Origin of the sequence: Raineyella fluvialis (assembly GCF_009646095.1) — a bacterium.
GTDB lineage: Bacteria > Actinomycetota > Actinomycetes > Propionibacteriales > Propionibacteriaceae > Raineyella > Raineyella fluvialis.
Window position 1 is genome coordinate 2,635,150 of record NZ_CP045725.1, and the last position, 22,559, is coordinate 2,657,708.

A 22,559-nucleotide genomic window follows, 5' to 3' on the forward strand; every position below is an offset into this window, starting at 1 on the left:
CAGGCTCTCTCCAGCACACACGGAAGGGTCGTCCCCGCGGGGGCGGCCCTTTCCGCTGTTTCCCCCTCGTCCCTCGTCCCCGTGTCCCGTATTTCCCCCTCGGCCGGCGCCGCCCCCTTGGTAGGCTGGCGGCCCGTCCCCTCCCAGTCAGGAAGTCCCATGGCGATTCCCTCCTTCGTCGATCGCGTCACCCTCGAGGTGGCCGGCGGTAACGGGGGCCACGGGTGTGCCTCCATCCACCGCGAGAAGTTCAAGCCCCTGGGGGGCCCCGACGGTGGCAACGGCGGCGACGGAGGGTCGGTCATCCTGCGCGTCGACCCAGGACTGACGACGCTGGTCGAGTTCCATCGCCAGCACAAGCGCCATGCCCCGAACGGTGAGCCGGGCCGCGGTGACCACCAGAACGGGTCCAACGGTGACGACATCGTCCTGCGTGTCCCGCAGGGCACCGTCATCAGCGACAGGGCCACCGGCGAGATGATGGCGGACCTCTCCACCCCCGACGCCGAGGTGGTCGTCGCGCAGGGCGGCAAGGGCGGGCTCGGGAACGCGGCGCTCGCCTCGTCGACGCGTAAGGCCCCCGGCTTCGCCCTGCTGGGCGAGGAGGGCGATGCCCGGGAGGTCGTCCTCGAACTCAAGGTGGTCGCCGACATCGGTCTGGTCGGCTTCCCCAGCGCCGGCAAGTCCTCGCTCGTCGCCGCCATCTCCGCGGCACGTCCCAAGATCGCCGACTACCCCTTCACCACACTGGTCCCCAACCTCGGCGTCGTCGTCGCGGGGGACATCACGTACACAGTGGCGGATGTCCCGGGCCTGATCGAGGGCGCCTCCGAGGGTAAGGGACTCGGCCTGGACTTCCTGCGGCACATCGAACGCTGTGCGGCCATCGTGCACGTCATCGACTGCGCCACCTTCGAGCCGGGGCGTGACCCCCTGAGCGACCTGGACATCATCGAGGGCGAACTACGCGCCCACGGCGGACTGGAGGATCGTCCCCGCCTGGTCGCGCTGAACAAGATCGATGTGCCGGACGCCCATGACCTCGTAGACCTCGTCCGGGCCGACATCGAGGAGCGCGGCCTGCGCGTGTTCCCGATCTCCACCAAGACGGGCGAGGGACTCACCGCCCTGCGCTTCGCGATGGCCCAGCTGGTCGCAGAGCGTCGCGCGGCCCAGCCGGCACCCGCGGCACCGCGGATCGTGCTGCATCCGCCAGCCATCGGGGAGACCGGTGAGCAGTTCACCGTCCGCAAGATCGGCGACGGCGCGGGCGGTTTCCTCTGGCGCGTCCGTGGCGCGAAGCCCGAACGCTGGGTCCGCCAGACTGACTTCAAGAACGCCGAGGCAGTCGGCTACCTCGCCGATCGCCTCAACCGCCTCGGCATCGAGGAGAAACTGCTCGACCTCGGGGCCATCGCCGGGGACGCCGTCGCCATCGGCGGCGACGATGCGGTGATCTTCGACTTCGCCCCGCAGGTCGACACCGGCGCCGAGATCCTGGCCCGGCGTGGCCGCGACCAGCGACTCGAGGAGCAGCGGCCCGCAGTCTCCCGTCGCCGTGACAAGGACGCCGCCTACCACGCCGCCCAGGACGAGGAGGCGTACGTCTTCGGCCCCCGGACCGTGCCCGAACACCCCGAGCCGGTCGACGAGGCGGATGCCGAGGAGCCCGAGAGGTGAGCAACGGCGCGGAGTCCTCCCTCGACCGGACCGCCCTCGCCTCCTGCGGCCGGCTGGTGATCAAGGTCGGCTCGTCGTCTCTGACCCGCGAGGACGGCCATCTGGACGTCATGCACATCGCCATCCTGGTGGACGCCATCGGAGCCGCCCGCGCCCGAGGGCAGGAGGTGGCCCTGGTCTCCTCCGGCGCCATCGCCGCCGGTCTGCTGCCCCTCGGCCTCACCCACCGCCCGTACGACCTGCCGACCCAGCAGGCCGCTGCAGCCGTCGGCCAGGGCCAGTTGTTGGAGCTCTACACCGCGTTGTTCCGCCGGTTCGGTCTCTCCGCCGCCCAGGTGCTGCTCACCACGGCCGATCTGGAGTACCAGGAGCGCTACCACAACGCCCGGGCCACGATGGATCGGCTGCTCGAACTGGGCGTCGTGCCGATCGTCAACGAAAACGACACCGTGGCCACCCAGGAACTGCGGTTCGGGGACAACGACCGGCTGGCGGCCCTCACCTCCCACCTCGTCCACGCCGACGCGCTACTGCTCGTCTCCGACGTGGACGCGCTCTACACCGCTCATCCGGAGACGCCGGGCGCCCGGCGCATCGGCGTCGTCCGCTCGGCCGACGACGTGGCCGGCATCGACATCTCGCGCCGGGGCAGCGAGGTGGGCACCGGCGGCATGGTCACCAAGCTCGAGGCGGCCCGGATCGCCACCGGTGCCGGGATCGCGGTGGGCCTGACCGACCTGGAGCACCTGCCGCGGCTGCTGACGGGCGAGGACGTGGGAACGTTCTTCGTCCCCACCGGCAAGCGCCGGCCCGCCCGGCTGCTCTGGCTCGCCCACATCAGTGATCCGGACGGCGCCCTGGTGCTCGACGCCGGAGCGGTCCGCGCCGTCACCGAGCGCAAGGCCTCGCTGCTGCCGGCCGGCATCACCGCCGTACGAGGCAGCTTCGACACCGGTGACCCCGTCGATCTGGTCGACGAGCGCGGCAAGGTCGTCGCCCGGGGGCTGGTCACGTACGCCTCGGCTGACCTGAAGAGCATGATCGGTCACCACACCTGGGACCTCGCCGCCTCGTACGGGGAGCGGTTCCAGCGGGCCGCCGTCCATCGCGACTCCTTGGTGGTGCTGCGTTGATCCGAGCACGGGCGGGGCTGGCCGTCCTGGCCGGCACCCTGCTCGTCGGGCTCTCCTCCTGCGCCACACCGGGCACCACGCCGGCCCCGTCCGGCAGTGCCGCCGCCACCGGCCAGGGCACCTTCGTCGTCGCCGCGGCCGTCGACCCCTTGTCCCTCGATCCGGCTCTGGTCAGCGATCCCGACAGTCTGAGGATCACCCGGCAGATCTTCGAGACCCTGGTGACCCTGCCCGAGGGCGCCACGGCTGCGACGCCCTCGCCGGCCGCCTCGACCACCACACAGACGGGCGGCGCGCAGGCCGATCCGAACGCCTCGGCGGCCGCCCAGGTCGACGACGCGGTCGCCCCCGGACTCGCCACATCGTGGAAGGCCACCCGCGGCGGCCGGACCTACACCTTCACCCTCCGGCAGGGGGTCAAGTTCCAGGACGGCACCGCTTTCGGTCCCTCGGCCGTTTGCGTGAACGTCGACCGCTGGCTGACCCTGTCGGGGCGGGCGGCGGACACGGACGTCTCCGCCGCCTACCAGGAGGTCTTCGGCGGCTTCATCGACCAGCAGGGGACCCGGCTCGCCGGCTGCACCGTGCTCGGCGCCCAGCAGGTCCGGATCGATCTCACCACGCCGATGCCCGGTCTGCTCACGCAGCTCGCGCGCCCGCAGTTCGGCATCCAGAGCCCGACGGCGATGGCGACGTACGGGGCGTACGACACCGGGGCGGACCCGCGGGCGAGCGCGTACGCCACCGCTCATCCCACCGGCACCGGACCGTTCCGCTTCGCGGCCTGGGAGCCCGGCGTCCAGGTGGTCCTGGTGCGCAACGCGGACTACTGGGGCGCCAAGGCGAGCGTCGAGCGGGTGCTGGTGAAGACCATCAATGACCCCAAGGCACGTGGCGACGCGCTGACCAAGGGCACCATCGACGCCTACGACCAGATCACGCCGCTGGAGGCGGGTTCGCTGACGACGGATCCGAAGACGAACACCCGGGTCACCTCCCGGGCCCAGCGCGACCTCACCTACCTCGGTATCGACCGGAGCGCCAAGGCCATGCAGGACACCCGGGTGCGGCAGGCGATCGCGATGGCGATCGATCCCAAGGCGCTGGTCGTGCGCACCATGCCGCCCGGTTCCCAGGTGGCCGACGGCCTGATGCCCGGCCGCGCCCGCCCACGCGCCTACAGCTACGACCCCACCGCAGCCAAACGGCTGCTCGCCGAGGCCGGGGTGAGCGGACTGAAGGTCCGGATCGCCTACCCCAGCGGCGTGCAGCAGAGCTACCTGCCGGCTCCCGAAGACCTCTACGTGGCCGTGGCGGACCAGCTGAAGGCGGTGGGCATCACCGCCGAGCCGGTGGCGATGTCGTGGCCGGCGTACCTGCAGATGCTCGGGACCGCGTCGGACACTGCCAACCGGCCCGACCTCCAGCTGATGGGGGTGGCGATGGACACCCCGGAACACTCCTCGACGCTCACCCGGTTGCTGTCCGGGGGGGCCGAGGAGTTCGGGCTCGCCTCCACCTGGACCGGCTCGACACTCGACGGGATCGACGGGCTGCCCGCCGGGTCCGGGCGAGACTCCGCGCTCGCTGCCGCGGAGGACCGGCTGCTGACCGATCCGGTGGTGGTGCCGCTGGCCGTCCCCGCGGATCGCCTCGCCGTGGGCCGCAGGGTCAAGGAGTTGGGCGTACGCCCCTATGCCGACGAGGTGTGGACCTCCGTCCGGCTCAGCGGCTGACCTGTTCGAGGCCGGCGGGTGGGGGAGTGGATACCCGACGGACCGGCGATACCGGCGGATTATCCTTGCCGGCATGGAGTTCCGTGACCAGGCCCTTGCCGCTCGTGACGCCGCCCAGGTGCTCGCCGTGACCCCGACCGGGGTGAAGAACGCCGCCCTGCACGCGATGGCGGATGCCCTGCTGGCCTGCACCGAAGCGATCCTGGCCGCCAATGCCGAGGATGTCCGTACGGCTGAGGCCAACGGCACCTCGGCCTCGCTGATCGACCGACTCCGGCTCACCCCGGAGCGGATCGGCGGGATGGCCGACGGACTGCGCCAGATGGCGGGTCTGGCCGACCCGGTCGGTGACGTCGTCCGCGGCTGGACCGCTGACAACGGACTGCGGATCCGCCAGGTGCGGGTGCCGTTCGGCGTCATCGGCATCATCTACGAGGCGCGTCCCAACGTCACCGCGGACGCCGGCGGCATCTGCCTGAAGTCCGGCAACGCCGCCCTGCTGCGCGGTTCGTCGTCGACGTACGCCTCCAACCTGGCGGTCGTCGAGGCGCTGCACCAGGGCCTTCGTGCGGTCGGCCTGCCGGAGACGGCCGTCCAGCTGGTCGCCGGGCCCCGCGAGGTCACCGATGTGATGATGACCGCCCGCGGTCTGGTCGACCTGTTGATTCCTCGCGGTGGGGCGGGCCTGATCAACCACGTCGTGCAGGGGTCCACCGTGCCCGTCATCGAGACCGGCACCGGCAACTGTCACCTGTACGTGGACGTGGACGCCGATCTGGACGTCGCCTACGCGATCATGCTGAACGCCAAGACCCAGCGGCCCAGCGTCTGCAACGCGCTGGAGACGCTGCTCGTCCACCGTGACGTGGCCGACGCCTTCCTGCCGCGGGCGCTGCGGGGACTGGATGAGGCCGGCGTCACCGTCCACGGCGACGAACGGACGGCGCGCGTGAGCAAGGCTGTCGTTCCGGTGGAGGAGGGTGACTTCGAGGAGGAGTGGCTGTCCCTGGACCTGTCGGTGAAGGTGGTCCATTCGCTGGACGAGGCGATCAGTCACATCCGCCGCTACACCTCCGGGCACTCCGAGACGATCGTCACCGACTCTCGGACCGCGGCGGACCGTTTCGTCGCTGCCGTCGACGCGGCGGCCGTGCTGGTCAACGCGAGCAGCCGTTTCGTCGACGGCGGGGAGTTCGGCTTCGGCGCCGAGATCGGCATCTCGACCCAGAAGCTGCACGCCCGCGGTCCGATGGCGCTGCTGGAGATGACCTCCACGAAGTACGTGGTGGAGGGCAACGGGCAGGTCCGCGCCTGAGTACGCGTGGGCGGCCCTCGGTGTTCCGCCCCCGGGCCACACCGGGACACCTTCGCGGCGAGCCGCTAGCATGACCGCCATGACCAATGTGCTCCTCATGCCGGCGGCCGAAGTCGTCAACACGCTGCCCATGCCCGAGTGGGCGTTCTTCCTGATCCCCTTCGCGATCCTGGTGGGACTCCTGCTCGCCGTCCAGCTCATCGGCCGGACACACCCGCACAGCTGACCACTCGATTGGCCACTACCCAGACCGGCCTGGCGCGCCGCCGTGACGTTGCGTACGGACGGCGGTACCGCCTGGGCGTGATGGGCGGCACGTTCGATCCCATCCACCACGGCCACCTGGTCGCGGCGAGTGAGGTCGCCGCCCGGTTCGCGCTGGACGAGGTCGTATTCGTCCCGACGGGCACACCTTGGCAGAAGAAGGACCGCAAGGTCTCCTCCGGCGAGGACCGCTACATCATGTCGGCGATCGCGACGTCGTCGAACCCCCGCTTCACCGTGAGCCGGGTCGACATCGAGCGACGCGGCGACACGTACACCGTCGACACGTTGAAGGATCTGCGGGCCGAGCGGGGGGACGACGTCGACCTCTTCTTCATCACCGGCGCCGACGCCCTCGCCCAGATCCTCACCTGGCGCGGGGCGAACGAACTCTTCGAGTTGGCCCACTTCATCGGCGTCAGCCGGCCGGGCATGTCGCTCGAGGCCCGTCGGTCGAGCACCTGCCGGCCGATCGCATCACTCTGCTCAACGTGCCCGCGCTGGCGATCTCGTCCACGGATTGCCGCCAGCGGGTCCGCGACGGGCTGCCGATCTGGTACCTCGTACCCGACGGCATCGTGAACTACATCAACAAACGTGGTCTCTACCAGGAGCTGTGATTCTTTGACCGCCACCGACCAGTCCGTCCACCTCGCCACGATCGCCGCGCGGGCCGCCGCCGACAAACTCGCCACCAATCTGGTGGCGTTCGACGTGTCGGAGAAGTTGGCGATCACCGACATCTTCCTCGTCGCCACGGCGGCCAACGACCGTCAGGTCGGCGCCGTGGTCGAGGCGATCGAGGAGGCGCTGCATCGGCAGAACGTGAAGCGGACCCGGATCGAGGGCGACCGGGAGCAGCGTTGGGTCCTGGTCGACTTCCTCGACCTGGTCGTCCACGTGATGCAGCCCGAGGAGCGGTCGCTCTACTCGCTGGAGCGGCTCTGGGCCGACTGCCCACGGATCGCGCTGGACGTCGAGGAAACGCGGTGACCGCCGCTCGGCTGATCATCTGGCGCCACGGCGAGACGGACTGGAACGTCACCGGGCGCTTCCAGGGACACCACGACATCCCGCTGAATGCGGTGGGGGAGCAGCAGGCCCGGACGGCGGCGCCGTTCCTGGCCGAATGGGGGCCGACCTCGATCGTCTCCTCCGACCTGTCGCGGGCGAAGGGTACGGCGCAGGCCCTGGCCGAGCTGACCGACCTGCCGATCACCCTCGACGAGCGGCTCCGGGAGATCAACGTCGGCGACTGGGTCGGCCGTACGATCCAGGAGATCGTCGACGAGGACCCGGAGATCGGCGAGCGGATGCGCAACGGCGAGGACGTCCGGCGCTCCGCCACCGGTGAGACCGGCGCCGAGATGGGCGAGCGGATCGCGGCCGCTCTCGGCGACATCGCCGAGGAGGCTGAGGACGGCGAGACGGTCGTCGTCGTCACCCACGGCATGGCCGCCCGGATCGGGACGGTGTCCTTCGTCGGGGGGTCCTTCTTCGACACCAGGCTCTTCGGCGGCATCCGTAACTGCGCCTGGATCGTGATGGACCCCGGTCGCGACGGCGTGTGGCGGATCCGCCAGTACAACGTGCACGTCTGACCCTTCGCCGGGCGCCCGCACTGATTTGGCGCGATGGGCGATCCGCGCTAAGGTTCTCTGGTCGGTCCGGGCCGGATCGGCGCCTGCAAGGGGCATTGGCGCAGTTGGTAGCGCGCTTCCATGGCATGGAAGAGGTCAGGGGTTCGAATCCCCTATGCTCCACTCTCTGTCTGTTCGGAGCTGTCTCCGAGCGGCGGTCTGGTCTCCACTGGGGACCGCCGGTGGCAGACGTGCGGGGCATTGGCGCAGTTGGTAGCGCGCTTCCATGGCATGGAAGAGGTCAGGGGTTCGAATCCCCTATGCTCCACCACAGTGATCAGGTGGGTTTCCGGGCGGCCAGGATGGCCGCCCGTTGTGCGTCACTGAGTGGCTTGACCGCTTCACGTACGGTCACCCCGGAGGCGCGCGACGCGCGGGGCAGTAGCCACGCGTAAACCAGATCGGGGCGGCGTCGTCCGGTGTCGCGGAGCACCCAGCCGATGGCCTTCCGGATGAAGAACTCCTTCTCCGCCAGCATCGCATCGGCGTAACGGCCGAAGCGATCGAAGTCCCCCGCGCCCTGGCGCAGCGGGACCAGTAGCGCCAGGAGCGCGGCCCGACGGATCCAGTGGTCTGCGTCCACCGCCCACCGGTCCAGGACGGGGCCCATTCCAGGGGCCCGCTCGACCAGCGGCCCCACCACGTTCGCCGCCAGACCGTCGACGAGCGCCCACGTACGGCTCTCCCGCAGAAGCCGCTCGAGAAGATCGACGTCGTCGGTGGAGAGCAGATGGACGTAGGAAGCCAGGAGTTCAACCGCGGCCACCCGGCATTCGTGCACCGGCATCGCCCACAGGGCCGCCACGAGCGTGCGCAGGTCGTCGTGGTTGAGACCCTCAACGCCCACGGTCCGGCGTACAGTCGAGCGGATCGCCGGCACCGAGGTGCCGTAGTGCCGCAAGTGGCTCTTGAGATAGGCCTTCTCCGACGCAGCTCGCTCGGGCCGCGCCTCGGCTCGCAGGCCGGCGTCGACCTCGTGCGCCAGCGTCAGGGGATCGGTCACGCTGCCATTGTTCATCGCGGTCAGATCCTTGCCGAACGTTCCCCGCCGGTTTCCGATTCAGCCTCCGGGGACCTGCTCTGGTCCGGTCAGATCCTGAGCCCCTGCCCGGCCTCGGCCTCGACAGCGATGGTGCGGTAGCGCCGGTTGCGCGCGATGAGTGTGATCGAGGCCAGCGCGGCCGCGATCACGGAGGCGCTGAGGATCGCGACCTTGGCGTGATCGTGGGCCGTGCTCCCAGGAGCGAAGGAGAGCTCGGCCACCAACAGGGACACCGTGAAGCCGATACCGGCCAGCTGGCCGACCCCGACCAGATCGACCCACCGCAGCGTGGGGTCGAGCCGTACGCGCAGCACTTTGGTCATCACCCAGGTCGTGGCGAGGATACCGAGGGGCTTGCCCACCACCAGGGCTGCCACGATCGCGTACGTCACCGGGTCGCGCAGGGCGGAGCCCAGACCCTGGAGCCCGCCGAGCGCGACACCGGCGGAGAAGAACGCGAAGATCGGTACGGCCACGCCCGTGGACAGTGGCCGGAGCTGGTGCTCGATCTGTTCGGCGAGACCGGGACCGGCGAGGGGCCCCCGGTCGCGGCGATGGTGCAGCACGGGGATCGTGAAGCCCAGCAGCACCCCGGCGATAGTCGCGTGTACGCCCGAGGCGTGCATGAACCCCAGGCGACGGCTCCGATCGGCAACAGGACGAGCCATACGGCCGCCGGGTGGTCACCGAGGAACCTGCGTCGTGTCTGGGCAACCAGGCCGTAGAGCGCGATGGTGGCCAGGGCGAGCAGCAGCGGCTGCGGATGGATGGCATCGGTGTAGACGATCGCGATGATCCCGATCGCGATCAGATCGTCGACGACGGCCAGGGTGAGCAGGAAGATGCGCAGCGAGTTGGGCAGGTGCGAACCGATGAGCGCGAGCACAGCCACGGCGAAGGCGATGTCCGTGGCGGTCGGGATGGCCCAGCCGTGCCGCAGGGCCGGGTCGCGCCCGATCAGGGCAAGGTAGATCAGGGCGGGGACGGCCACCCCTCCGGCGGCCGCGGCGATCGGCGTGACGGCGGTGCCGAAACGGCGAAGATCCCCGGCGACGAACTCGCGTTTGAGCTCCAGTCCGACGAGGAAGAAGAAGACGCTCAGCAGTCCGTCGGCTGCCCAGGACCCCAGACTGAGGTCGAGGTGCCAGGGCGCATAGCCGATCATGAGGTCGCGCAGGGCGACGTACGTCATCCCGGCGGGGGAGTTGGCCCACACCAGAGCCACGGTGGCCATGGCGACCAGTAGTGCTCCGCCGACGGTCTCCTTGCGCAGCAACTCGTCGACTCGCAGGGCCTCGGCGGCGCTACTGCGCCACGGGAAGAGCCAGGCGAGGCGGGGGTGCACGTGCGCGCGGCGGAGGTTCATCGGGCGAGTCTCCCAGGGGTCGGTCGAAGGGATGCCGACCAGACTTCCCGACGCACCGCAGCCCACTCTACGCGAGTGTCCCCGTCAATGGGTGGCTCAGGTAGGCGCCCCACTGCGTTCCGCGGTGGGGGCGGATGCGTCACCGAGAGATCGAGCGAAGTCACGGACAGCTCGCTCGAACTCTGCGGGCCGGGTGGCATACGTCGCGTGACCCGCTCCTTCGAGGGTCTGCAAGCGGGCGCCGGGGATGGCGCCCGCGACGATGGCGGCAATGTCGTGGAACCAGGAGAGGCTCTCCGAGCCGGAGAGCACCAGGCAGGGACGGTCGATCCGGGCCAGGTCGTCCGTGCTGAGCTGATAGGTGGGCATCTGCAGATCGGCCATCATCGCCGGGAGGTTCTGGCGGTACATCGCCTTGCGTTCCTCGGGGGCGGAGGACCAGAAGGGTGGGTCGATGATGCCGAAGAAGGCATCGAGCGCCGAGCTGGGGTCGTCGCTGCCCAATGCCTGGCCGACGGCGGGCTTGACCCGTGCCATGAACGCTTCGCCGATGGCGGGGGAGAGGGCGAACACCGGCGGTTCGGAGAGCACGGCGCCACGGACGAGTTCGGGGTAGCGGCGCAGGATGTCGAGGCAGATCCGCGCCCCGCCGCTCGAGCCGACCAGGATCACCGGTGCCAGTTCAAGGGCTCGGATCAGAGCGGCCGCGTCATCGGCGTGCAGCTCGACCGACTCGGCGGGGGAGTCGGCGGGCTTGGGGCTGCGGGTGTGGCCACGTCGGTCGTACGCCACGGAGTGGAACGCATCGCTCAACCTGGCCTGCTGGTCCGCCCACACTCCCGCAAATCCCGCCATCCCGTGGATGAAGAGCATTGCCGGTCCGCTGCCCGCCCCCTCGTAGTACAGAGTGGTGCCGTTGACCTCGACCCTGCTCATGGCGACTCCTCCGCTGACGGGGCGTTCCGGTACTGGTTGTGTCCCCCTTCAGATTGTGACCCACCTCACGAAGGTTCGGCTGAGTCCTTTGGGTAGCCGGAGGGCGTGAGCGACCACGGCGCGGGGCGCGGCGGCCGCGGCCTGGCTCGGGCCGGGCCTTATCACCCGCCCATGCCCTCGGCCCAGTGGACGACCTTGACCCGGGTGAACTCATCGAGCAACTCCGGGCCGTAGCCGAATCCCGACCCGCTGTCGCCTCGGGGCTGGGCCGATCCTCCGGGTGCCCCGCCGAAGACGGCGTTGACCTTGACCGTCCCGACCGGGAGTTCAGCGGCGGCACGCTGGGCATGCGTCAGATCGGGGGTGAGCACCGTTGAGGCCAGACCGTACCTGCCGGTGGCCGCCGCGGCGAGTCCGTCGTCGAAGCTGTCCACCACCATGACCGGGGCCACGGGACCGAACGTCTCCTCCACCATCACCTCCATCGTCGGGGTGCAGTCGGCCAGCACCGTCGCCGGGTAATGCGCCCCCGGACCTGGGGGCACCCGACCGCCCTCGAGGCGACGGGCGCCACCCTGGATGGCCGCGTCCACCTGTGCGGCGACTGTGCGGCGGAGCCGCCGGTCGACCAGCGGTGCCATCGCCCGGGTCTGGTTCAGCTGACGGGCTCGCGCGGCGAGTTCACTCAGGAAGGCGTCGGCCACCTCCCGGTGGACGTAGATCCTCTCCACGGACGTGCAGATCTGGCCGCTGTTCGCGAAGGCACCCAGGGCAGCCTGCGAGGCGGCCCAGGACGGATCGACACCGGCATCGACGAGCAGCGGATCCTTGCCGCCGTTCTCCCGGATCACGTGGGCTCCGGTGACGACGGCAGACTGGCTGATGTCTCGGCCGCTGGCGGTCGACCCGACATGGGCGACGACACCGATTCCGCGGTGTGCTGCCAGCAGCTCCCCCACCTCCGGGCCGCCGAGGACTGTCGTCATCACGCCCTCGGGGAACACCGGTCCCAAGATCTCGCCCAGCAGGCGGCCGAGGTGCGGGCAGCGCTCGCTCGGCTTGTGCAGCACGGTGTTGCCGGTGACCAGGGCGGCGCCGATCAGTCCGGCGGCGACTGCGACGGGATCGTTCCATGGGGTGAAGAGCGCCGCGACCCCGTACGGCTCGGCGATGCTGTAGTCGACGGCGCCGTAGTCGCCGAGGAGGCGGTGCCCTCGGTGCAGGGGACCCAGTTCGGCGTACTGACGCAGCGTCGCGGCGGCGGCCGCGATGCCACCCTCGGCCTCCTCGACGGGACGGCCCGTCTCCCTGAGGTTGAGGACGGCGAGGTCGTGGCTGTGCTCCTCGACCGCCTCAGCGGCCCGGGTCAGCAGTGCCCCGCGCTCTGCGGGAGCCGTCCGTCGCCACGTCTCGCAGGCCGCCCGCGCCCCTCGCACGGCTTCGTGCACCTCCGTCCGTGATGCCGACTCGACGGTGCCGACGACGGCACCGTCGCGCGGGTCCAGGATCGTCATCGCCGTGGATGACGGATCCTCCCACCCGGACATGGCGTCAGGGACCAGATACAGCATCAGGCGGCCTCCCGCCCGGGGCTCTCCAGCTGGAAGAAGACGCCCAAGGGGTCGCCGTGCTCGGTACCTTCGGCCCCGGCGGGCGTCGTGCCGCGGGTCTCGGCCCACTGGCGGATCACGTCACGATGCGTGGTCACAAGGCTGCGGCCGGGGTGCTCGGGATCCTGGTCGGGGGAAGAGATCTCCTGGGAGTACGTGAGGGAAGAGGACGACTCCGGGCCCGTACGGACCTTTCCCTCGTCCGGGCCCGCGTCCGTGTGCTGTGAAGTGTTCTTGGTGTCATCACCGCGTCGGTCCGCCATGGGTGTCCCTTTCGGCTCGGTTCTCGTGATGGTCTGGACTGCATCATCCGGCGGCCGTTCGGCCGCTCGATTGCTCTTACCCAGCACCGCAGGGGTCACACCATCGGCCCGGGTTCAGCCCTCAGGACCCTGCCCGGCTCGGAACGCCCGGCTGTAGCGCCCCTCGGCCTCTTCGAGGAGGCCCTCGGACAATCGGGCGACGGGCACGGCCTCCCCCAGAAGGGCTCGGCCTCCGGACCCCGCCCGACCGGGCGACCGGTCAGCACCCAGGCGAACCGCTCAGGGTTCTGCGGAGCCGCCGACCCCCTCCCCATGATCACCGTGTTCGACAAGCATCTGACCCTGCGGACGGGCCAGTGCAACGTCCGGCACTGGGTCCCCGACTTGCTGCCGCTGGTCGAGGACCCGGCCGACCCTTTGGGCACCCAGGACCTGGTCACGCACCGGGTCCCGCTGGAGGAAGCGCCCCGGCGGTACGACGTCTTCCGGCGCAAGGCCGACGGCTGTGTGAAGGTGGTGCTGACGCCGCAGTGATGGCCAGCGTGAGCCGGCCTCAGAAGTCGTCGATCACCAGCTTCTTCATGCCCATCATGTGCTGGTAGGCGTTGGGGCGGCTCAGGAGCTCGTCGAAATGGGCGGGGACGATCTGCCAGCTGACTCCGAACTGGTCCTTGCACCAGCCGCACGCCTCCGCCTCGGGGACGCTGGACAGGTGCTCCCAGAGGGTGTCGATCTCGGCCTGGTCCTCGCACTTCACCATGAACGAGACCGCCTCGTTGAAGGTGAACGGCTGCGGGGCTCCCGAGTCCATCGCGGCGAACCAGACGCCGGCAAGCTCGATGTCGCCGAACATCACCGAGCCCACCTCGGCGGGTCCCGCCGGTTCGGTGTACGGCACCAGCTGTCCGGGCCGGGAATCGGGGAAGACCCTGCCGTAGAACTGCAGTGCCTCGCGGGCCCGGTTCTGCGCGACGTTGCCGAACAACAGGCAGGGAACGATGGTCGGGCGCCAGTCTCCCTCGGGGTTGCCGAGGATCAACTGCCAGGTCAGCCCGAAGCGGTCCTGCACCCATCCGTAGTACTGGCTGAACGGGTACTCCTGGAGCGGCATCAGCACCTCGCCGCCGTCGGCCAGTGCCCCCAGAGGGCGTCCAGCTGCTCTCGTGCCCGGGGGTCCTTGCCGGTGTCGAAGCCGACGAAGAACGAGATGGCGGGCGTGAAGGGGAACTCCGACCCGGCGTTGATCGCCGTGAAGGGCTGGCCCGCCAGTTCGAACTCGACGGTCAGTACCTGGCCGGCGTAGTCCTTCTGGAAATCGGGGAGGTCCTCCGTCGGGTAGCGCATCAGGTTGACGATGCGGGCGTCGGGGAAAACAGAGGTATAGAAGGTGACGGCCTCCTCGGCCGCATGGTCGAACCACAGACAGGGGACGATCTTCTGCACGGCCACTCCTCGGGGCTCGCGGTCAGGTCTCCTGTGACCCTACTGGCCGCCGGCTCTGTGCGGCAGGGGCGGATGCTGTGGATCGCGGGATGGTGAACATCCGGGCTGCCCCGACAATTCACCCAAGCGGCTGATCCCGGCCTCTGGCAGGTCGCGGGTTCGCTCGCTTAGAGTGGACACGGGCCCTTCCCGCTGGGGCCCGCTCGGCACCGTGGGTGCCGGGGAGCGTGTCCCCCCTCGGTCGCTCCGGGGCCCGGGTCCTGCACCGATCGCGCTGCCGAAGGCGTGACGATCGATGTCCCCTTATCGATTGCCGTCGTGCGACCCGAACGGGACACACTGATGAAGCTTCCACGACCCGACCTCGGCGCCCTTCGCCGCGGCGTCGCCCGGACCGGCGCCGCGCTCGTTCTGGTGCTGACCGGTGGTGCGATGCCACTCGCGCCGGCGGCCGTGTCCACCAACCTCCGGCCTGCCGATGGTAAGGCGTCCACGACGCCGGCGTCGGTCGTGTACTTCGCGAGCCCGCGCTGGGGCGTCCCTTGGGAGGTCGCCCCGACGGGAGGCTTCTCGGTGACGTCGTCGCCGTTGGGTGTGGGAGTCTCCGGCTCGACGATGCCTGCCGCGGGCTCCGCGGTGGCTGCTGGTGGCACCTTTTCGTTGGCCGATCCGCTCCTGCCGCAGGTGCCGAGTGTCCTGGCGCAGGCGTACGCCTCGGCCGTCCGCTCGGCGCCGGCCTCCTGCCACCTGCCGGTGACCTTGCTGGCTGCGATCGGGGAGGTGGAGTCGGGCTCCGTTCGTGGGCACGGCATCACCGCGGACCATCGTGTCGTCCCGGGCGTCTATGGGCCGATCCTCGACGGGAACGGATTCGCGGCGATCCCTGACACCGACCATGGTGTCCTCGACGGCGACCCGGTGTGGGACCGTGCCGTGGGGCCGATGCAGTTCATCCCGTCGACCTGGCGCGCCTATGGGGTCGACGGTGACGGTGACGGGAGGGCCGACCCGCAGAACGTTTACGACGCCGCGGCCTCGACCGGTCGCTACCTCTGCGTGGGGGGCCGCGACCTGTCCACGGATGCCGGGCTCAGGTCGGCGATCCTCTCGTACAACTACTCGCAGTCCTACCTGCAGACCGTGTTGCGCTGGAAGGCGACCTTTGAGCGTGGGGGGTCGACGGCCGTTGCGGCCGCATTGCCCCTCGTCGTGGCACCCTCGACGCCCGTGATGTCGGGGGCGCCGTCACCCGCGGCGAGCCCCTCGCGTACGCCGACGCCTTCGCCCACGCCGAGCCCGAGCCCCACGCCGTCACCCGCGGCGAGCCCCTCGCGGACGCCTTCGCCCACGCCATCGCCGAGCCCGAGCCCGAGCCCGAGCCCGAGCCCGAGCCCGAGTCCCAAGTCAACTCCGAGCGTCGGTCCGACCCCGACGACCTCGCCGTCGCTCGGCCCGAGCGCGTCGCCGAGTACAACCGCCGTGGCTTCGCACGCACCGGGCCCCACGGCCACCGAGACGTCTGCCGCGGGGACGACGCCGAGTGTCGCGGCTGCCTCCTGCTCGCCAACCCCGACACCGACACCGACACCGACACCGACACCGACGCCCTCTCCGTCCCCGACACCGTCGCCCTCGCCGAGTCCGACCCCGACACCGGCGCCGCCGACTGCTGGATGCCCGTGACGTAACGCCTCCGTTACACGAGGTCAGCGTCGCCGAAATACCCGCGCGGCAGTCTGTCCCCAAGACAGTCGGAGCCCGTCCGCGCGATGGGCCGGCAGGGAGGGGTTGCCATAGCCATCACCGCCGCACCAGTCGGCTCGCCCACGGACCCCCTGACTGCGCTCGACGACCGTTGCGTACGCCGTTCGCGGCTGCCTTCCCAAGGGGAAGGGTCAGTGGCGCGGGGACACGTCCTCGCCGTACCGGTCAATACAGAACGTCTCGAGGCGACGACACAGCGACTCCAGTTGCCCGCGCGCATGGTGGTGGGGATCCCACGCGCCGCACAGGTGGATCCGCAAGGGCCCCTCGGGCGTGAGGATCCGCAGGGCCTCGAGGCCGAAGCGCGGGTCATCGGTCACCACCGCGATTCCCCGCCCCGCGGCCGCGACGGCCATCGCCACCTCCGGGCTGAAGAACCGGTGGGTCCGGCGTGGGGCGCTGCGGATCAATTCCGCCGCCGAGTCCAGCGCACGGCGCGCCGGGAAGTCCTTGTCCAGGACGAGCAACTCGTGATCCAGGAGATCGGCGAGCTCCACAGCTCCCCGCCCTGACAAGGGATGGTCCGCGCGGACGCAGGCGAAGACCGGCAGTTCCGCGATCGGGCGCGACTCGAGCCAGGGCGGTGGGGCCGCGGCGGCGATGTAGAGGTCGGTGCTGCTCGGGGCGTCGAACAGCCTGTCCAGGCCGACGGTGCGTACTGACGGCATCGGGTCCTCGGGCGTGAAGGTGACCAGGAACGGAGCGATGACGTCGGTCAGCGTCGTCCCCAAGGTGGTGATCGCGATGTCCTGCATGGCACCGCTGGCGAGATATCCGGCCGCCCTGCGCGCCTTCTCCTCACGGGCCAGTAGGTCCCGCGCCATCGGGAGGAACGCGCGTCCTGCCGCGGTGAGCTGCAGCCGACCACCCTGGCGGCTGAACAACGTCAGGCGCAGCTCCCGCTCCAACGCCTGGATCTGGCGCGAGACCGACGGCTGACTCACGTGCACGGCCTGTGCGCCCGCGGTCACGCTGCCGCCGTCCGCGGCTGCCACGAAGTACCTCAGAACGGTGAAGTCCACACCCACCTCCATACGTAAACCGTATGAACTACATGATCAATCGGCATTGGACAGCATAGGACTCGCCAGTCCACTCTCTTGTCATTCCACCTTGCGGGATATCACTTGACCCGCATGACCCCCACGCCACCAGCGGTGACGTGCAGACGGGAGCCACTCAATGACCAACATCACCCAGCAACGAAAGATCGTCACCGAGGTCCCCGGGCCCCGTTCGCGTGAGCTCCATGCTCGGACCACGCGTGCGGTGAGCGCCGGTGTGGGAATCGGTTTCGCGGCCTACATCGAACGGGCCGGCGGCGGGCTCCTGACCGATGTCGACGGCAACGAACTCATCGACCTGGGGGCCGGAATCGCCGTCACCACGGTCGGCAACGCGGCCCCGCGCGTCGTACAGCGGGTCCAGCAGCAGGTCGCGGACTTCACCCACACCTGCTTCATGGTGAACCCGTACGAGGAGTACGTGGACGTCTGTGAAGCGCTCAACGAGCTCACCCCCGGCGACCACGAGAAGCGCTCCGCTCTGTTCAACTCCGGCGCCGAAGCCGTCGAGAACGCTGTCAAGGTCGCGCGCTCCTACACCGGACGCGACGCTGTCATCGCGTTCGACCACGCCTACCACGGCCGGACCAACCTCACGATGGCTCTGACCGCGAAGAGCCAGCCGTACAAGCAGGGCTTCGGGCCGTTCGCCGGGGAGATCTACCGCGCACCCATGGCCTACCCCTACCGTTGGGCCGGCGGCCCCGAGGCGTGCGCGGAGGAGGCCTTCTCCACCTTCGTCGCGCAGGTGCACACCCAGGTGGGTGAGCAGAACGTCGCCGCGGTGGTCCTCGAGCCCATCCAGGGCGAGGGAGGCTTCATCGTGCCGCCGCCCGGCTTCCTCGGCGCGCTGGCCGAGTGGTGCACCAGGAACGGCATCGTCTTCGTGGCCGATGAGGTCCAGACCGGCTTCTGCCGCACCGGCGACTGGTTCGCCTGTGACCACGAGGACATCGTCCCCGACATCATCACCACCGCGAAGGGAATCGCCGGCGGCCTGCCGCTCTCGGCGGTCACCGGTCGAGCCGAGATCATGGACGGCGTCCAGTCCGGCGGGCTGGGCGGAACGTACGGTGGCAACCCGATCGCCTGCGCCGCCGCCCTCGGCGCGATCGAGACCATGCGTGAGGACGACCTGGTCGGCCGGGCCCGCGAGATCGGCGACATCCTCAGCCTGCGCCTGGGTGAGCTGGCGGAGCGGTTCCCGGTCGTCGGTGAAGCGCGGGGACGCGGCGCGATGCAGGCGATCGAGCTGATCGCCGGTGGCGACGACCACAGCCCGAACGCCGCCCTGACCAAGGCCGTCAGCGCATACGCCCAGACCGAGGGGGTCGTGACGCTCACCTGCGGCACGTACGGCAACGTCATCCGCTTCCTGCCGCCGCTGGACATCACCGACGATCTCCTCCACGAGGGCCTCGACGTCGTCGCCGCCGGTCTGGAGAAGCTCGCATGACCGCTGAGCTCCAGACCCAGGCCCCGGACTTCCTCGGCGACGTCCCCACCGGCCTACTGATAAACGGCCAGTGGCGGCCCGCCGCCTCCGGGGAGACCCTGCCCGTGCTGGACCCGGCCACCGGCGCCGTGCTCGCCGAGGTCGCCGCGGCCGACGCGACGGATGCGCTCGAGGCGCTCGCGGCAGCCTCCGCCGCCCAGCCCGCCTGGGCCGCGGTCGCGCCGCGGGAGCGGGCGGAACTGCTGCGTGCCGCGTACGAGGCGATCATCGCCCGTGCCGAGGAGTTCGCCCAGTGCATGACGTACGAGATGGGCAAGCCGCTGGCCGAGGCCCGTGGCGAGGTCACGTACGGGGCGGAGTTCTTCCGGTGGTTCTCCGAGGAGGCCTGCCGGGTCGACGGACGGTGGACGACGGCGCCGGACGGCAAGACGCGGCTCCTGACGATGAAGCAGCCGGTGGGTCCCACGCTGATGATCCTGCCGTGGAACTTCCCCCTGGCCATGGGCACGAGGAAGATCGGACCGGCCATCGCCGCCGGCTGCACCATGGTGGTGAAACCCGCCCAGCAGACCCCCTTGACCACCCTCCTGCTCGCCAAGGTCCTGCAGGAGGTGGGCCTGCCGGACGGCGTACTGAACGTCATCACGACGCGCCGGACCGGCGAGACGATGGCGCCGGTCATCGCCGACCGTCGCCTGCGCAAGGTGACCTTCACCGGGTCGACGGCCGTCGGCACCCGCCTGCTGGAACAGTGCGCCCCGCGGGTCCTCCGCGTCTCCATGGAGCTCGGCGGCAATGCGCCGTTCATCGTCTTCGAGGACGCCGACATCGACAGCGCCGTCCGGGGCGCCATGCTCGCCAAGATGCGCAACACCGGCGAGGCCTGCACTGCCGCCAACCGATTCCTGGTCCAGGACACGGTGGCGGAGGCCTTCTCGGCCAAGCTCACCGCCGTCATGCAGGAACAGCGCCTCGGACACGGCGCCGCGGAGGGCACCCAGGTGGGCCCCCTGATCGACGGGCGGGCCCGCGACGGCGTGGACGCGCTGGTCCAGGACGCCGTGGCGCACGGCGCCACGCTGCGCACCGGCGGCGCGAGTGTCGAGGGTCCCGGTTACTTCTACGAGCCCACGGTCCTGACCGACGTCCCCTCGGATTCACGTATCGCCGTCGAGGAGATCTTCGGTCCCGTCGTGGCGATCTCGACGTTCGCCACGGAGGAAGAAGCGATCCGGCGGGCCAACGACACCGATTACGGGCTGGCCTCATACGTGTTCACCAAGGACCTGGGCCGGGCGGTCCGGGTGAGCGAGGCACTGGAGTACGGCATGGTCGGCGTCAACACCGGGATCGTCTCCAACCCCGCCGCACCCTTCGGCGGAGTCAAGCTCAGCGGCCTCGGCCGCGAGGGCAGCCACGAAGGGATCGAGGAGTACCTCGAGACCAAGTACGTGGGCCTGGCCACATGACAGCCGGCCCGCTCTCCGTCCTGGCGGCGCAGGTTCCTCTCCTGCGCGGCCAGGACGCGGTGGACCAGTTCGCCTCCGAGGTCGCGGCCATGGCCGACGACTTCCCCCGGGCCGGGCTGCTGGTCTTCCCGGAGCTGCACACCGTCCCGGCCGCCGGTGGCACTCCGGAGCACCTGCGTGCTGCGGCCGAACGTCTCGAGGGGCCCTGGGTCGAGGCCATGAGCGGGATCGCCCGCCGCCACGGCATCCATCTCCTGCCCGGTTCCTTCTGCGAGGCCGGTCCGGACGGGGAACTCTTCAACACCGCCGTCATGTTCGGTCCCGACGGGGACATCCTGGGGACCTACCGGAAGATCTTCCCGTGGCGGCCGAGCGAACCGTTCACCCCCGGTGGCGCGTTCACCGTCGTCGACGTCGAGGGCGTCCGGATCGGGCTGTCGATCTGCTACGACGCCTGGTTCCCCGAGCACAGCCGCCAACTCGGCTGGCTGGGCGCCGACGTCATCGTCAACATCGTCCACACCACGACCTGCGACCGTACGGCCGAGGTCGTCCTGGCCCAGGCGAACGCCATCACCAATCAGGTCTACGTGGTGAGTGTGAACTCCGCCGGCCCGGAGGGTGTGGGCCGCAGCCTGATCGTCGATCCCGAGGGGATCGTCCGCACTGCGGCACCCGCCGCCGAACGCCTGATGCTGACCGACGTCCTCGATCCGGCTGCCTGCCGGCGGGTGCGCCGCTTCGGGACCTCGGGTCTCAACCGTCTGTGGTCCCAGTTCACTCCAGCCGACCATCCGCTCACACTCCCGGCCTACAACGGGCAGATCGAGCCCGAGCGGTGGTCGATCAACCAGAAGGGAGACTGAAGTGACGAACTCATCCCACAAGCCCCCCACCACCCGCACCAGTCGGCACCTCGAGCGCCGCCTGGGCCTCGGCTCCGTTGTCCTGTTCGGGGTGTCGTACATGGCCCCGCTGATCGTGCTCGGCACGTTCGGCATCGTCGCGGTCGCCACCCACGGCACCGTCGCCGGTGGCTACGTACTGGCCCTGGTCGCCATGCTCTTCACCGCCCTCAGCTACGGCAAGATGTCCCGCGTCTTCCCTGCCGCTGGATCCGCCTACACCTACGTCCGCAAGACCCAGAACGGCCATCTTGGCCTCCTGGTCGGCTGGGCGGCACTGCTCGACTACTTCTTCCTGCCGATGGTCATCTGGCTGATCGGGGCGTCGTTCCTCAACGCCGAGTTCCCGGCCGTCCCCAACGCGGTGTGGATCCTCGGCTTCATCGTGACCACCACCATCCTCAACCTGCTCGGGATCGTGGTCGCGGAGCGGGCCACCCTGCTGCTGATGGCGTTCCAGGTCCTGGTCATCGTGATCTTCCTGGCCCTGTCGATCGTCCACCTCAGCCAGCACCACGCCGGCTTCGTCGATCCGGCACCCTTCTGGCACGCGGGAACGACACTGGGGGCGGTCTCCGCCGGTGCCGCCATCGCCGCCTACTCGTTCCTCGGGTTCGACGCCGTCACCACGATGGCCGAGGAGACCCGCAACCCGCAGCGGGTCATCCCCCGCGCGATCCTGCTGGTCGCCCTGATCGGCGGCGGCATCTTCATCGTCATCAGCTACGCCGCGCAACTGGTGCATCCCGGCGCCCAGTTCGCTGACCCCGACTCGGCCTCGTTCGAGATCGCCAAGCAGATCGGCGGCGACCTCTTCTCGGCGCTGTTCATCGCCGGCCTCGTGGTCACCCAGTTCGGCTCGGGCATCGCCGCGCAGTCGAGCGCCGCCCGCCTGACGTACGCGATGGGCCGCGACGGCGTCCTGCCGAGGCGATTCTTCGGCTACATCCATCCGCGCTACCACACGCCCGCGCTGAACATCCTCCTGTCGGCCCTGGTCGGGCTCCTGGCCCTGTTCATGAACGTCACCACGTCCACGTCGTTCATCAACTTCGGCGCCTTCACCGCCTTCACCATGGTGAACGTCTCCGTCGTCGCCTACTGGGTCCGGGAGCGGCGAGCGGGCCGGACGCACAACCCATGGGGCTACGTGGTCGCGCCCGCGGTCGGCGCCCTGATCTCCTTCTTCCTGCTGACCCAGTTGGACCGCAACGCCCTGACGCTGGGGGTGAGCTGGCTGTGCATCGGCGTCGTCTGGACGGCCATCCTGACCAAGGGCTTCCGTCAGGCCCCGCCCGAGATGCACTTCGAGGAGGTCGACCCGGAGGCCACCCTCGACCGGGTCGAGGATCCCCTCGAGGGGGACCTGACCCGGTGAGCTCCCGCAGGTGAGCTCGCCTGGATGAACTCGCCTGGATCAACACCGCGCGCACACAGCGGGGCCGGTCGTCCTCGGACGACCGGCCCCGCTGT

Annotated in this window: 21 protein-coding genes, 2 tRNA genes and 2 pseudogenes; 16 read left to right on the forward strand and 9 right to left on the reverse strand. The window is 70.0% G+C overall.

Annotation, left to right across the window (positions count from 1 at the left end; translation table 11 throughout):
• Window positions 1-159: 159 nt before the first annotated feature.
• From obgE to Rai3103_RS12045, 10 genes and pseudogenes are all read left to right on the forward strand, one after another.
• Window positions 160-1,680 (forward strand): GTPase ObgE, encoded by a 1,521-nt coding sequence (obgE, locus tag Rai3103_RS12005; RefSeq protein WP_153572797.1) that lies wholly within the window; start codon window positions 160-162, stop codon window positions 1,678-1,680.
• Window positions 1,677-2,813: a glutamate 5-kinase gene (proB, locus tag Rai3103_RS12010; RefSeq protein WP_153572798.1), complete on the forward strand. Its 1,137-nt coding sequence runs from the start codon at window positions 1,677-1,679 to the stop codon at window positions 2,811-2,813. The genes obgE and proB overlap by 4 nt, the downstream gene beginning before the upstream one ends.
• Window positions 2,810-4,549: an ABC transporter substrate-binding protein gene (locus tag Rai3103_RS12015; protein WP_153572799.1), complete on the forward strand. Its 1,740-nt coding sequence runs from the start codon at window positions 2,810-2,812 to the stop codon at window positions 4,547-4,549. The genes proB and Rai3103_RS12015 overlap by 4 nt, the downstream gene beginning before the upstream one ends.
• A gap of 73 nt (window positions 4,550-4,622) precedes the next feature.
• A complete protein-coding gene (locus Rai3103_RS12020) occupies window positions 4,623-5,864 on the forward strand; it encodes a glutamate-5-semialdehyde dehydrogenase (protein WP_153572800.1) in 1,242 nt (413 codons plus the stop codon).
• A 79-nt stretch (window positions 5,865-5,943) separates the two neighbouring features.
• Window positions 5,944-6,090 carry a hypothetical protein gene (locus tag Rai3103_RS17015; RefSeq protein ID WP_194793114.1) on the forward strand — a complete coding sequence of 49 codons (147 nt, stop codon included), beginning with the start codon at window positions 5,944-5,946 and terminating at the stop codon, window positions 6,088-6,090.
• 80 nt (window positions 6,091-6,170) lie between these two features.
• A pseudogene (gene nadD, locus Rai3103_RS12025) lies at window positions 6,171-6,748 on the forward strand (nicotinate-nucleotide adenylyltransferase).
• A 4-nt stretch (window positions 6,749-6,752) separates the two neighbouring features.
• Window positions 6,753-7,121, forward strand: coding sequence for a ribosome silencing factor (gene rsfS / locus Rai3103_RS12030; RefSeq protein ID WP_153572801.1), 369 nt, complete (start codon window positions 6,753-6,755; stop codon window positions 7,119-7,121).
• On the forward strand, window positions 7,118-7,729 hold the full coding sequence (locus Rai3103_RS12035; protein WP_153572802.1) for a histidine phosphatase family protein: 612 nt from the start codon (window positions 7,118-7,120) through the stop codon (window positions 7,727-7,729). Before rsfS ends, Rai3103_RS12035 begins: the two co-directional genes overlap by 4 nt.
• A gap of 89 nt (window positions 7,730-7,818) precedes the next feature.
• Window positions 7,819-7,891, forward strand: a tRNA-Ala gene (locus tag Rai3103_RS12040).
• 72 nt (window positions 7,892-7,963) lie between these two features.
• A tRNA-Ala gene (locus tag Rai3103_RS12045) sits at window positions 7,964-8,039 on the forward strand.
• Between the two features lie 6 nt (window positions 8,040-8,045).
• On the opposite strand, the gene Rai3103_RS12050 is transcribed toward Rai3103_RS12045, so the two are convergent.
• The 6 genes and pseudogenes from Rai3103_RS12050 to Rai3103_RS12070 form a co-directional block, all read right to left on the reverse strand.
• Complete coding sequence (locus Rai3103_RS12050) at window positions 8,046-8,771, reverse strand: DNA alkylation repair protein (RefSeq protein WP_228488888.1); 726 nt, start codon at window positions 8,769-8,771, stop codon at window positions 8,046-8,048.
• A gap of 86 nt (window positions 8,772-8,857) precedes the next feature.
• On the reverse strand, window positions 8,858-9,478 hold the full coding sequence (locus Rai3103_RS18565; protein WP_338420022.1) for a Na+/H+ antiporter NhaA: 621 nt from the start codon (window positions 9,476-9,478) through the stop codon (window positions 8,858-8,860).
• Window positions 9,454-10,176, reverse strand: a pseudogene (locus Rai3103_RS18570) (Na+/H+ antiporter NhaA); the annotation flags it as partial. The gene Rai3103_RS18565 and the pseudogene Rai3103_RS18570, both read right to left, overlap by 25 nt.
• 96 nt (window positions 10,177-10,272) lie before the next feature.
• Entirely contained in the window at window positions 10,273-11,112 is an 840-nt protein-coding gene (locus Rai3103_RS12060) for an alpha/beta fold hydrolase (protein WP_153572804.1), read from the reverse strand.
• A 161-nt stretch (window positions 11,113-11,273) separates the two neighbouring features.
• The gene (locus Rai3103_RS12065; RefSeq protein ID WP_228488889.1) at window positions 11,274-12,683 is read right to left on the reverse strand and encodes an aldehyde dehydrogenase family protein; all 1,410 of its coding nucleotides are present in this window, start codon (window positions 12,681-12,683) and stop codon (window positions 11,274-11,276) included.
• Window positions 12,683-12,985, reverse strand: a complete 303-nt coding sequence (locus Rai3103_RS12070) for a hypothetical protein (RefSeq protein WP_153572805.1) — start codon at window positions 12,983-12,985, stop codon at window positions 12,683-12,685. The genes Rai3103_RS12065 and Rai3103_RS12070 overlap by 1 nt, the downstream gene beginning before the upstream one ends.
• 312 nt (window positions 12,986-13,297) lie before the next feature.
• Between Rai3103_RS12070 and Rai3103_RS12075 the strand changes: the two genes are divergently transcribed.
• A complete protein-coding gene (locus tag Rai3103_RS12075) occupies window positions 13,298-13,519 on the forward strand; it encodes a hypothetical protein (RefSeq protein WP_153572806.1) in 222 nt (73 codons plus the stop codon).
• 19 nt (window positions 13,520-13,538) lie between these two features.
• Here Rai3103_RS12075 and Rai3103_RS17865 read toward each other — a convergent pair whose 3' ends face one another.
• Both Rai3103_RS17865 and Rai3103_RS17870 read right to left on the reverse strand, forming a co-directional pair.
• On the reverse strand, window positions 13,539-14,096 hold the full coding sequence (locus Rai3103_RS17865) for a VOC family protein (protein ID WP_239022344.1): 558 nt from the start codon (window positions 14,094-14,096) through the stop codon (window positions 13,539-13,541).
• The gene (locus Rai3103_RS17870) at window positions 14,096-14,428 is read right to left on the reverse strand and encodes a VOC family protein (protein ID WP_239022345.1); all 333 of its coding nucleotides are present in this window, start codon (window positions 14,426-14,428) and stop codon (window positions 14,096-14,098) included. The genes Rai3103_RS17865 and Rai3103_RS17870 overlap by 1 nt, the downstream gene beginning before the upstream one ends.
• A 342-nt stretch (window positions 14,429-14,770) precedes the next feature.
• Between Rai3103_RS17870 and Rai3103_RS12085 the strand changes: the two genes are divergently transcribed.
• Window positions 14,771-16,111: a lytic transglycosylase domain-containing protein gene (locus Rai3103_RS12085; RefSeq protein WP_153572807.1), complete on the forward strand. Its 1,341-nt coding sequence runs from the start codon at window positions 14,771-14,773 to the stop codon at window positions 16,109-16,111.
• A gap of 212 nt (window positions 16,112-16,323) precedes the next feature.
• Here Rai3103_RS12085 and Rai3103_RS12090 read toward each other — a convergent pair whose 3' ends face one another.
• Window positions 16,324-17,226 carry a LysR family transcriptional regulator gene (locus tag Rai3103_RS12090; RefSeq protein WP_153572808.1) on the reverse strand — a complete coding sequence of 301 codons (903 nt, stop codon included), beginning with the start codon at window positions 17,224-17,226 and terminating at the stop codon, window positions 16,324-16,326.
• Between the two features lie 148 nt (window positions 17,227-17,374).
• On the opposite strand from Rai3103_RS12090, the gene gabT reads away from it, so the two are divergent.
• The 4 genes from gabT to Rai3103_RS12110 are packed head-to-tail and all read left to right on the forward strand — an operon-like array spanning window position 17,375 to window position 22,464.
• On the forward strand, window positions 17,375-18,712 hold the full coding sequence (gabT, locus tag Rai3103_RS12095; protein ID WP_153572809.1) for a 4-aminobutyrate--2-oxoglutarate transaminase: 1,338 nt from the start codon (window positions 17,375-17,377) through the stop codon (window positions 18,710-18,712).
• Complete coding sequence (locus Rai3103_RS12100) at window positions 18,709-20,181, forward strand: NAD-dependent succinate-semialdehyde dehydrogenase (RefSeq protein ID WP_153572810.1); 1,473 nt, start codon at window positions 18,709-18,711, stop codon at window positions 20,179-20,181. The genes gabT and Rai3103_RS12100 overlap by 4 nt, the downstream gene beginning before the upstream one ends.
• Window positions 20,178-21,047: a carbon-nitrogen hydrolase family protein gene (locus tag Rai3103_RS12105; protein ID WP_194793115.1), complete on the forward strand. Its 870-nt coding sequence runs from the start codon at window positions 20,178-20,180 to the stop codon at window positions 21,045-21,047. The genes Rai3103_RS12100 and Rai3103_RS12105 overlap by 4 nt, the downstream gene beginning before the upstream one ends.
• A 1-nt stretch (window position 21,048) precedes the next feature.
• Complete coding sequence (locus Rai3103_RS12110; protein WP_228488890.1) at window positions 21,049-22,464, forward strand: APC family permease; 1,416 nt, start codon at window positions 21,049-21,051, stop codon at window positions 22,462-22,464.
• Window positions 22,465-22,559: the final 95 nt, after the last annotated feature.

Excerpts from the sequence above, each read along its gene's own strand:
- Rai3103_RS12065 (WP_228488889.1), bottom strand. The coding sequence starts at position 12,683 with ATGCTGTATCTGGTCCCTGACGCCATGTCCGGGTGGGAGGATCCGTCA.
- obgE (WP_153572797.1), top strand. The coding sequence starts at position 160 with ATGGCGATTCCCTCCTTCGTCGATCGCGTCACCCTCGAGGTGGCCGGC.
- Rai3103_RS17015 (WP_194793114.1), top strand. The coding sequence starts at position 5,944 with ATGACCAATGTGCTCCTCATGCCGGCGGCCGAAGTCGTCAACACGCTG.
- Rai3103_RS18565 (WP_338420022.1), bottom strand. The coding sequence starts at position 9,478 with ATGGCTCGTCCTGTTGCCGATCGGAGCCGTCGCCTGGGGTTCATGCAC.
- Rai3103_RS12090 (WP_153572808.1), bottom strand. The coding sequence starts at position 17,226 with ATGGAGGTGGGTGTGGACTTCACCGTTCTGAGGTACTTCGTGGCAGCC.
- Rai3103_RS12060 (WP_153572804.1), bottom strand. The coding sequence starts at position 11,112 with ATGAGCAGGGTCGAGGTCAACGGCACCACTCTGTACTACGAGGGGGCG.
- Rai3103_RS12020 (WP_153572800.1), top strand. The coding sequence starts at position 4,623 with ATGGAGTTCCGTGACCAGGCCCTTGCCGCTCGTGACGCCGCCCAGGTG.
- gabT (WP_153572809.1), top strand. The coding sequence starts at position 17,375 with ATGACCAACATCACCCAGCAACGAAAGATCGTCACCGAGGTCCCCGGG.
- Rai3103_RS12100 (WP_153572810.1), top strand. The coding sequence starts at position 18,709 with ATGACCGCTGAGCTCCAGACCCAGGCCCCGGACTTCCTCGGCGACGTC.
- Rai3103_RS17865 (WP_239022344.1), bottom strand. The coding sequence starts at position 14,096 with ATGCCGCTCCAGGAGTACCCGTTCAGCCAGTACTACGGATGGGTGCAG.
- Rai3103_RS12085 (WP_153572807.1), top strand. The coding sequence starts at position 14,771 with ATGAAGCTTCCACGACCCGACCTCGGCGCCCTTCGCCGCGGCGTCGCC.
- Rai3103_RS12105 (WP_194793115.1), top strand. The coding sequence starts at position 20,178 with ATGACAGCCGGCCCGCTCTCCGTCCTGGCGGCGCAGGTTCCTCTCCTG.
- Rai3103_RS12075 (WP_153572806.1), top strand. The coding sequence starts at position 13,298 with ATGATCACCGTGTTCGACAAGCATCTGACCCTGCGGACGGGCCAGTGC.
- Rai3103_RS12070 (WP_153572805.1), bottom strand. The coding sequence starts at position 12,985 with ATGGCGGACCGACGCGGTGATGACACCAAGAACACTTCACAGCACACG.